This is a genomic window from Nocardiopsis oceani, from assembly GCF_054777395.1.
In genome coordinates, this window is the sequence record NZ_BAAHAR010000045.1 from 63,631 (window position 1) to 73,740 (window position 10,110).

Below are 10,110 nucleotides of genomic sequence, written 5' to 3' on the forward strand. Positions count from 1 at the left end.
TGAGTGAAGTCTGATCTGGAAGAAGTGGAGCGGCCCGGGTATGCACCGCGCGGGCCGCCCCGCCCACTAGGGGCGAGGCGGCACACAGCTGGCGGCGTCCGAGGCCGCTGACTACTCGCTGGCCTTGGCCTCGTCGGCGTTGTCAGCCTTGACGGCCTCGGCGGCGTCCGCGGCGGCCGGAGCCTGCTCGGGGGCGTCCACCGGGGAGTCCTCGGAGGTGACCTCGGCCGGAGCCTCGGCGGCGACCTCGTCGGCCGGGGCAACGGTCGGGGTCTCGTCCGGGGCCTGCTCGGCGGCGGTCTCGACGGCCTCGGCGGTCGCCGTCTCGCTCTTGCCCTCGAGGAGCTCGCGCTCCCACTCGGCCAAGGGCTCCTCGGCGGCCTTCTCCTCGGTCGCGCCGGAGGCACCGGAACGGACCAGGAGACCGTCGGCGACGGCGTCGGCGACGACGCGGGTGAGCAGGCTGACGCTGCGGATGGCGTCGTCGTTGCCCGGGATCGGGTAGTCGACCTCGTCCGGGTCGCAGTTGGTGTCGAGGATCGCGACGACCGGGATGTTCAGCTTGCGAGCCTCGCTGATCGCGATGTGCTCCTTCTTGGTGTCCACGATCCAGACCGCGCTGGGCACGCGGGCCATGTCGCGGATACCGCCGAGGGTGCGCTCGAGCTTGTCCTTCTCACGGCGAAGGTTCAGCAGCTCCTTCTTCGTGAGCGTGGAGCCGGCGACGTCGTCGAAGTCGATCTCCTCCAGCTCCTTGAGGCGCTGGAGCCGCTTGTGCACGGTGGAGAAGTTGGTGAGCATGCCGCCCAGCCAGCGCTGGTTGACGTAGGGCATGCCCACGCGGCGGGCCTGCTCGTCAATGGCCTCCTGCGCCTGCTTCTTCGTGCCGACGAACAGGATGGTGCCACCGTGGGCGACCGTCTGCTTGACGAACTCGTAGGCGCGGTCGATGTACGCCAGCGACTTCTGGAGGTCGATGATGTAGATGCCGTTGCGCTCGGTGAAGATGAAGCGCTTCATCTTCGGGTTCCAGCGACGCGTCTGGTGCCCGAAGTGAACGCCGCTCTCCAGGAGCTGGCGAATCGTCACGACTGTGGCCATGACTAGGTCCTCCTTGCGGTGGCGGATGACTTCTCCGCCGTCGGTTGATCCTGACGCCCCGGCCGTACCGCCACCCGCCGAGGCGGTGTGGACCGTGGGTGCGACCCCTCCCGGAGGAGGCGCGTGGGCGTGCGTATTGTGGGTCGGCCCTTCCGGGCCACAGATGATTCTATCCTCCCTTGGACACACCCCGGAACGGCCTTGTGTCCAGGGGGATCGCCGAGCGGCCGGGGATCAGTCGAAGGGCCCTCCGGTGAGGCTCGGGGGGCAGCGCGCGGAGGTTGTCCACAGGTTCACCGGCGGTCTGGCGGAGCACGCCGGGGCCGCGCACTCTGAATACATGAGACACCGCCGCATCTGGCACCTCCTGCTGTCGCTCTCGCTCCTGCTGTTCCCTCTTTTTCCGCACCGAATCACGCTTTCCGCTCCTTCCCCCGGCACCTCGTGGCGCTGGCCGGTGGACCCGCCCGTCCAGGTGCTGCGCCGCTTCGACCCGCCGGAGCAGCGCTGGCTCGCGGGACACCTGGGCGTGGACCTCGCGGCCGAGCCGGAACAGCCGGTGTACGCGGCCGGCCCGGGCCGTGTCCGCTTCGCGGGCCGGGTGGCCGGTGTGGGGGTGGTGAGCGTCGCGCACGGGGAGCTGCACACCACCTATCTGCCGGTGGAGGCCTCCGTTGCCCGGGGCGACCCGGTCACCGACGACCCCATCGGCACCCTCGCCACCGAACCCCGGCACTGCACCGACCGCCCCTGCCTCCACTGGGGCCTGATCCGCGGCACCACCTACCTCGACCCGCTCTCCCTGCTGGGCCAGGGCGAGGTCCGACTGTTCCCACTTCGGGAATCACCGCATAAAAGGTTCCCCGACCAGCGTCAATACAGAATGGATGAACACACCGGAGTGACGTGATCACTCTTCTTCAACGAAAGGCCTTCGGAGCCAAAGCACATGATCCCGCGAAACCTCCCTGCGCATCATGTCGCCGTCGAGTACTCTCGATAGAAACCGAATCCAGGAGATCCCCCCAGATGAAGTTGCGTCCCATGTTCACCCAGGTCGACGTCTCCGGAGCGACCATTCTTCGCGACCGTCCCCTGGATGAAATCCTCGACCATTGCCGGGACAAGTCCGACCAGTTCGGGAACCTCACCGTCTTCGGCCCTTCCGGGAGCGGCAAGACCACCCTGCTCACCCAGGCCAAAGAGATACTTCGCCTGGTCACCCCGACCGCCTTCGTCAACTGCAACGAATACCGCCCGGAGACCGTTCCGGACCTTTTCCGCGAGCTCCGGGACCAGTTGAGCACCAAGATCCCGGGGCTGCCGCGTTGCCGCTTTCCGCGGCTGGACCTGGTACTCACCGCGATACAGAGCGACCTCACCCCGAACAGTGACTACTCCAGGGCATGGCCGGATCTCGTCAGGCACTGGAGACGGGCGATACGTGCCGACCGCAGGACCCGGCTCGAGCGCCGCGGCGGACCGCGCACCTCCGTCAGCATGGCCGTCGAAGTCAAACTGGTCTTCCTCAAGTTCCACGTCGGCACGGCGCGTCCGGTCCGTCTCGCCCTCCCGCTGACGACCTGGAAGCCCGATGCCGCCGCGAAGCAGTGGTTCACGACCCGGGCCTGGGGCTCGCTCATCAACCCCTATCCGGACGACGCCGGGACGGACCGGGCAGGGTGGGACCACGAAACCGAGTGGAGGATTCAGACCAGCCACAACGAGTGGCTGGTCCACGCGTTCCTCGCCGATCTGCGTGATCAGGCCGGAGACGCCGACCAGTACCGCCGCATCGTCTTCCTGGACGACGTCGAGGCCTTGAAGCAGCCGGCCATCAGCGGCGGCGGGCTGCTCGCGCTCTTCCAGGCAGCCAAGTCGTCGACCGCGCACGAAAGGGTCGGCCGGACACCGCTGCTCCTGGTGAGCAGCACCCCCGAGACGTCGTTCCAAACCAGGGCGAAGTCGATCCCGGCCCCGGACTTCACCCTCACCGAAGTCCGCGAGCTGGCGGAAAGTAAACCGCACCGCATAGACGACCACTTCCCCGAGCTCATCTTCGGGCTCACCGGGGGATACGTGGAAGCCACCAACAACCTGCTGCAGGACCAGGCGATCCACGAACTAAGCGCCCACAACGGACTCCAGTACCTGCTCCGGCGGAGGCACGGCGGCGCCGAGGACGCGCCGACACTGGAGGAACACCTCTGTGACACCCTCGTCAGGGCCCTGCTCAAACACTCGGAGCTCGCCGTCGAGAGCCGCACACTCGAAGCGTTGACGATCTGCTCGCTGGCCAAGGACCTCCAGGACGTCGACCACCTCATCGACGCCTACGACCTCCACGATGACCTGGTCGGACTCGACGACCGCCGTTGGCTGGCCTGGAACGAGAACACCGGGGCCGCGCGCTCCGCACGGGCGCTACTGATGCGGTTACTGCTGCGCCGCTGGCAGAAGGAACCGACATGGCTGCGCTGCGACCGCACCCAAGCGTTCGACCGGCTCGCGAGGCACTCCGACTGGGGGGCGAGCGGCCATACACCCAACTGGTACTACTACACGCTCGGCTCCGGCGACCTCATGGCGGTGTGCCGGGCACTCGACGCGCTGCTCGACCTGCCGGGCCGCGAGTCCGAGGTGCTCGACCTCATCCGTCACAGCACGTCGGTACCGCAGCCGCCGATCGACGACCCCGAAGCGGAGGACTTCACCCCGCTTCAGCGGTACGAATTCCTGGTCCGCAACCGGGGCCCCCTCCGTTCCGGCAGGTTTTCCCTGGGCAGCCGGATATCGAAGATCCTCCGTGTCGTCTCCGGAAGATGGGTCATCGAAGACCCCTTCGAGAGTATGTACACCAGAGACGTACACCTGCGCGTGCGCTCCGCATTCCACGAACTGGGCACCGATTGCGAAGACAGCAGCCCGTTCCAGTCCGAGGCTGATTTTCACGAGAACATCGCCTTGGGGCGCCCGGTGAACCCGCGCGACGCCAAAACGGACTTCTGAGTAGGAGGAGACATGGAACAGAGCCGCTCCTCCATCAGCGACCTCACGTTCCCGATCACCCGGTCCGAGCTCGTCCGCAGGATCGGCTCACCGAGACAGCGGCGGCGGTTCAGGCGGGCCCGGGCCGTCACGGCCGTCTTGACGTCTTTGGTTCTCGTCAGTACGGCGCTCGGGGTCGTGGTCGGTTGGCCCCGGCTGGTCTGCGGAACGGGCCTGCAGCAGATCCGAGGTGAATGCGTCGGCGTCAACGACGGGTCCCATTCTTTCGAGTCGGGGATCGGAGGTATCACCAACCGGATTCACAGCATGAACACCGAGGTCGAGGAGATCGCCGCCTCCCAAGGCAACGCCCAGGCCTTCCGAATAGTGATCATGGGCTCGTTCTCCAAGATCGAGAACGCGGACTTGAGCGATGATCAGATCACCAGCGCCGTCGGGGGAGCCTACTCAGCGCTGATGCAACTGAACGGCTTCACGGAGACCGAATCCGGCGTGGAGCGCGCATCAGGGGGACGGGCGGTCTTCCAGCTCTACCTGGCCAACGAGGGAAGCGTGCAGCAAGGGACCGGGGCGGTCGTCAACAACCTCGAATCGATGGTCCACGACGATATCCCCCTCTCCCTGGTCATCGGGCAGTCCTCGACCACCACCCAAACCGAGGAAACCGCGCGGGAGTTGTCCGACATCGGCATTCCCATGATCGCGAGCTCCTCGACCTCGACCACGATCAACCACGAGAACTCGCCCGGACTCATCCGAGCGGCTCCCAATAACGAGGACTTCGCGGCGGCGCTCCGCGACCACCTGGACCGGAATGCCGAGTCGGAGCAGGAACCGGTCAGGGGCCGGCTGCTCACCGACAGCAATGAGGGAGACACCTTCTCCAGAGACCTGGCCGAACAGTTCAGCCGGTACCTCGACCCCTACCTCTCCCCGGGTGAGCTGAGCTACAGGGGGTTCGCCGGCGAGGAGGGGGAGCAGTTCGATTTCGGCCACCTAGCCGCAGAGATCTGCCGTGACGCGGATACCAACGCGGTGTTCTTCGCCGGAAGGCACTCCGACCTTGAGGACTTCCTGGCCGCAGCGCACGACTACCGGTGCGGAGACGGGGAACGCCCCCCGCTCACGGTGTTCGCCATGGAGCTCGGTCTGCTGCCGGGTCTGGAGGAGACCTACTCCACGAAGCAGTGCGACCCCACCGACGACCCGGCCTCGGAGCACTACCGCCTCGTCCAAGCCAGCGCCTTCGATCCCGCCTGGTTTGACGAGGACGCGGACAGCCCAGTGGGATTCGGCGGTTACACGTCGGCCATGGAGGAAACGCTGGGCACCTCCCCGTCCGAGGACTTCCACGACGACTACAGCCTGATCTACTACGACGCGGCCACGATCGCGGTCCGCGCGACGCTGCTCGGCGACTCCCCGGGTGACGAGGACACCCTGGCCTCGGAAGTCCGGGAGCACCTGTTCCGAGTCACTGAAAGTCCGACCGGAAGCGGGGAACTCGAATACCTGGAGGAGCTGGACGGCCGAGTCACCGGCCGGTACGTCCCGATCCTCAGCTCCGACTGCTCGGCGGAGACGACGGACGCGGATCCGTTCCAGACCCCCAACGTCCCCTACGAAGAGCTGTACCCGGACCTGGCGGACTGAGCGGTGCCGGAAAGCTGCGGGCCGGGCCTTGAGACTGTTCAGTAGACCCGGCCCGAAGGCTGGTCAGGCTCGGGGGTGGGCCTGCTGGTAGGCCGAGCGCAGGCGGTCCACGGACACGTGCGTGTAGATCTGGGTGCTGCGCGGGCTGGAATGGCCCAGGAACTCCTGCACGCTGCGCAGGTCCGCTCCCCCGTTCAACAGGTGGGTGGCCGCGCTGTGCCGCAGACCGTGCGGAGCACCGTCCACACCGGCCGCACGCAGGTGGGCGTGCACGTCCTCCCGGGCCTGGCGCACCCCCAGACGGCCGCCACGCGCCCCCAGGAAGAGCGCCAGCCCGCTGGACCGGGAGGTGAGTTCGGGGCGTCCCCCGGTAATCCAGGCGTCCAAGGCCTCCAGGGCCGGGGCACCCACCGGGACGGTGCGCTCCTTGTCCCCCTTACCCAGGACCCGGACGGTGTCCCGGGAACGGTCGAGGTCGGCCAGGTCCAGGGCGCACAGTTCGGCGACCCGGATTCCGGTGGCGTAGAGCAGCTCCACTACTGCGTGGCGGCGCAGCTCCACCGGGGTCTCGGGTTCGGCCCCCTCCAGGGCGGCCCGGGCCTGTTCCTCGTTCAGGACCGCGGGCAGGGCGCGCTGCTGACTGGGGGTGGCCAGCCGGGGCCCGGGGTCGGTGTCCAGGACCCCCTCGCGGTGCAGGTAGCGGGTGAGGGCGCGGACCGCCGCCACCCGGCGGGCGATGGTGGAGCGGCTCACCCCGGCTTCGCGGGCGCGTGAGAGCCAGGAGCGGACCAGGGGAACGTCCAGGTCAGCTTCGGAACGGCCGTGTCCGTCGAGATGGTCGAGGAGGGACCTGAGATCGGAGAGGTACCCGCGCACAGTGTGCGGAGACCTGCCCAGCTCTCCGGTGAGGTGCGCGGCGAAGCGTTCCAGGAGCGGGGGTTCGGCGGTGCTCAACCGTTGCTCCGGGGCAGGCAGGCGATGGCGTCGATCTCCACCAGGAAGCGCGGGTTGACCAGTCCGCTCACCTCCACCAGGCTCGCCGCCGGCCGGTGCCCCTCCGGCAGGCAGTCCAGGAGGGCCGAGCGGAACTCGTCCAGGTCGGCGATATGGCGCAGGTAGTAGGTCAGTTTCACCACGTGGCGGAGTTCGGCCCCGTGCCGGGCCAGGATGGCCTCCATGCTCCGGAAGATCTGCCGGGTCTGTCCCCCCGCGTCGCCCGCGACACCGCCGTCGGGGGCTTCCGGGGACTGTCCGGAGACGAACAGGAGTGGACCGTCGGCCATGAGGGCGTCACTGTACGGTTTGGCCATAGCCGAACCGTACCCAGCCCCCGTCGCCGGTACCCCCGCGGAATCCCGGCCCCTTGGTGGCGCCGGTCTGTGCGTAGATCACACACGCAGGGCCTCTTGCTGGTTGGGGTTCCCTCTCTGGGCTGGGGTGCCTGCTCTGGGTTGGGGCTCCCTCCCTGGGCTGGGGTGCCTGCTCTGGGTTGGGGTTCCCTCCTTTCCCGCCGCCCGATTGTGGCCGTCTCCGCTACGCGCCTCAAGGTCGTCGCCATCGAGCGCTTCGCGCGTCATTGGCGCTCCACCTTGACCCGCTCCGCTGCGACGGCGGTTTGGCGGCTATCGGGAAAGGGGGACGGGTGGTTGAGGTCCGAGCGGTCCCGGCCTTCGGCCGGGCAACCCCGGTCGGCCTGGCGGCCGATGCCTGCCACGCCGCCGGAGCTTTGACGGGTCGGGTGTCGCGGCCGGTCATTCTGAGCTGCGGACCCCGGTCGGCCTGGGGGCCGATGCCTGCCACGCCGCCGGAGCGTTGACGCCTGGGGGTGTCACGGCCGGTCATGGTGTGCGGCGAACCCTCCCGGGAGGGCTCCAGGGCGCCAGGCCATCAGGGTGTGGGGGCGTGGGCCGGTAGGGCCTGGGCGGGGGTTACCGCTCCTCAGGTGTGGGGGTGGGTGTGAGGGCTGGCTCTGGGTCGGGGTCCCCGTCCTGATCCTTGCCCCCACCCTTGTCGTTGTTGTTGTTCCGGTTGCGGTGGGAGGGGCGGCCCTGCCAGACGGACTGCTCCGGATTGGTCTCCCTGCGGTACTTGAGCCGGTTATGGTCCGAGCACAGCGGCTGAATATTGTCCGCGCTCGTGGACCCGCCGGCCGAGAAACTCCTCTTGTGGTCAGCCTCGGAGTCGCTGGCCGGGGTGTTGCACCCCTGGTACCAAGCGCAGGTGGTATGACCGAACATCCCCGCATCCCGCAGAGCGCCCGTGGCGTTGCGCTGGGTACGGCCCACGTCCAACACCGTCTCCCCCTTCGGGGAGGTGATCATCCGGCGCAGCACACTGTTGGGGGCCAGGGCACGGATCGCGGCCATAGAGACCACCTGCCCATCCTGCGTCACCGCCGGACCCGCACCCTCACCCTCACCTTGGAGGCCGAGGAAGGTGGGCAGGGGCACCATGATGTTGATCATCGCCACCGCAGCACGCTTGCGACCCGTGCCGCCCTTGCCCTCCCCAGCACCCTGGGCACCCTCAGCGTCCCCGCCCTGGGCACCTTCGGCGCCCTCGCCGGGGTTGGTGGGGTTGTGGGCGGAGCGGACCAGGTTCATGAACGCGTCATACATCCGCTCCGAAGCCGACACGTGCAGCCTCTCGGGGTCATAGTCCACCTCGTGGGCCTTGAGCTCACGCTGGATCTCCTCGGCGTGCTCACTCGGACCCCACAGCTCGACCATGAAGGTCGCATCAAAGGTACGCACCAAACGCGCACCCCGGCCATCGAAGGCAGCCTGGTACTGCTCTTCCACCACAGCCGGGTTGTACTGGGCCAACAGCTCCCGACCCAGCCGGGCGATGTGGGAGGTCGACATCGCCGGCTCCTTAGCCTTAGCGGCCACGATCCCGGCCTCCATCATCCGCCGAAACTCCCCGGCATCGGGGTGGCGGCCGGTGTTGCGCGCCTTGACCGCCCTCTCAGCGGCCCGGCACACCGCCACCGCCTCCCCAATCGACAACAACCCAGAGTCCAAGCCTTCCCGGGTGGCGGGCAACTCCCGGGCGAACAGGCGGCGCGCCAGCTCGGCGCGCCCGTTGGCCTCAACGGGGACCATCCCCACCGAGTGGATCAGCCAGTTCTGCACCGACCTCTGCCCACCGGCCTCCAACAGGGTGCCGGCCGCCTCCAGCTGGGCCAGGCGCAGCAGCATCGCCAGCTGGGCCTGTTCCATGTCCTCGCACACCTGCGAGATCACATCCAGGACCTCGCCGGCCGCACCCGCCGGAGGCACCTCCGCCATTTCCGAAGCGATGTTCTTCCGGGCAGCACCCATGGCGGCCACGGCGGGGGTATTGCCCGCCGTGTTCCCGCACTGCCCGAAAGAAGAAGCCATACTCTAAGGATATCAAGAAGGGCGCAGAAAGGAACTATCCTGGGGGTGATAAAATCCTTACCCGGCTACCCTGGCCCGCCTTTCCTTCCCCAAAGAGAAGCCCCCAGGAAAGGAGCGCGCACCCCCTGTGCGCATTCCTGTGCAAAGTGGACAAATACGGACCCTCGTGGGAATGATCTTGCTACTAGGGTCAATCTCGGCGCCGAAATTGCTTCTGGTAGCAAGATCATTTGGGAAAGGCCCGACCGGCCGAAGGCCGGGCAGTTCGCCTCCCGCATTGACCGGCCGCGACACCCGCAACCGGTGGGCTCCGGCGGAGTGGCCCACCGACCGCAGGCCGTGCTGTTCGGGGTCCGCCGCACGCCTTGACCAGCCGCGACACCCGACCCGTCAACGCTCCGGCGCAGGGGCAGGCATCGGCCGCCAGGCCGACGCAGTTATCGGGCGAAGCCCGAGTATTTCCGCTCGGACCTCAACCACCCGTCCCCCTTTCCCGACAGACGCCAACCCGCCGTCGTAGCGAAGCGTGTCAAGGTGGAGCGCCTTTGACGCGCGAAGCGCTCGATGGCGACGACCTTGACGCGCGTAGCGGAGACGGCCACAATCGGGCGGCGGGAAAGGAGGGAACCGCCAACCGACAGAAAAAGCCTAGCCAGCAGAGAAATCATATCCACCGATAGCCCGTCGTTCCACTGAGCGGGAGGCGCATCACGGTAGGCATTCCGTCAGACCGGGAGGCGCATCACGCCAGACATTCCGTCAGGCCGCGCGTTCCGTCAGACCGTGGCGCCGTGTTCCTTGCGGTACTGGCCGCAGAGCCGGTCCGCGTGCCTGATGGTGAGGGGCCCTGCTGTTTCCGGACAGGCTTTGAACCGCCTGTCTCACGCGGCCAGTCGCATCTCCTGATGCGCCGCGTAAATCTCCGCGGGCGTGTTGTATCCCAACGCGGAATGAAGACGCCTGT

The 10,110-nt window shown here is 67.7% G+C and carries 7 protein-coding genes; 3 read left to right on the plus strand and 4 right to left on the minus strand.

Annotated features, from left to right (window positions below):
- Positions 1 to 111: 111 nt before the first annotated feature.
- Complete coding sequence (rpsB, locus tag ACYVDG_RS25060) at positions 112 to 1,101, minus strand: 30S ribosomal protein S2 (RefSeq protein ID WP_460758454.1); 990 nt, start codon at positions 1,099 to 1,101, stop codon at positions 112 to 114.
- Between the two features lie 340 nt (positions 1,102 to 1,441).
- Between rpsB and ACYVDG_RS25065 the strand changes: the two genes are divergently transcribed.
- The 3 genes from ACYVDG_RS25065 (at position 1,442) to ACYVDG_RS25075 (ending at position 5,763) form a co-directional block, all read left to right on the plus strand.
- Positions 1,442 to 2,011, plus strand: coding sequence for a peptidoglycan DD-metalloendopeptidase family protein (locus tag ACYVDG_RS25065; RefSeq protein ID WP_460758457.1), 570 nt, complete (start codon positions 1,442 to 1,444; stop codon positions 2,009 to 2,011).
- 119 nt (positions 2,012 to 2,130) lie between these two features.
- Positions 2,131 to 4,110, plus strand: a complete 1,980-nt coding sequence (locus tag ACYVDG_RS25070; RefSeq protein WP_460758460.1) for an ATP-binding protein — start codon at positions 2,131 to 2,133, stop codon at positions 4,108 to 4,110.
- A 12-nt stretch (positions 4,111 to 4,122) separates the two neighbouring features.
- Positions 4,123 to 5,763: an ABC transporter substrate-binding protein gene (locus ACYVDG_RS25075; RefSeq protein ID WP_460758463.1), complete on the plus strand. Its 1,641-nt coding sequence runs from the start codon at positions 4,123 to 4,125 to the stop codon at positions 5,761 to 5,763.
- Positions 5,764 to 5,826: 63 nt separating this feature from the next.
- Here ACYVDG_RS25075 and ACYVDG_RS25080 read toward each other — a convergent pair whose 3' ends face one another.
- The 3 genes from ACYVDG_RS25080 to ACYVDG_RS25090 all read right to left on the minus strand — a co-directional run bounded on the left by ACYVDG_RS25080 (position 5,827) and on the right by ACYVDG_RS25090 (position 9,146).
- Complete coding sequence (locus ACYVDG_RS25080) at positions 5,827 to 6,717, minus strand: tyrosine recombinase XerC (RefSeq protein WP_460758466.1); 891 nt, start codon at positions 6,715 to 6,717, stop codon at positions 5,827 to 5,829.
- Entirely contained in the window at positions 6,714 to 7,073 is a 360-nt protein-coding gene (locus ACYVDG_RS25085) for a RidA family protein (RefSeq protein WP_460758468.1), read from the minus strand. The genes ACYVDG_RS25080 and ACYVDG_RS25085 overlap by 4 nt, the downstream gene beginning before the upstream one ends.
- A gap of 618 nt (positions 7,074 to 7,691) precedes the next feature.
- Entirely contained in the window at positions 7,692 to 9,146 is a 1,455-nt protein-coding gene (locus tag ACYVDG_RS25090) for an HNH endonuclease signature motif containing protein (protein ID WP_460758472.1), read from the minus strand.
- Positions 9,147 to 10,110 lie beyond the last annotated feature (964 nt).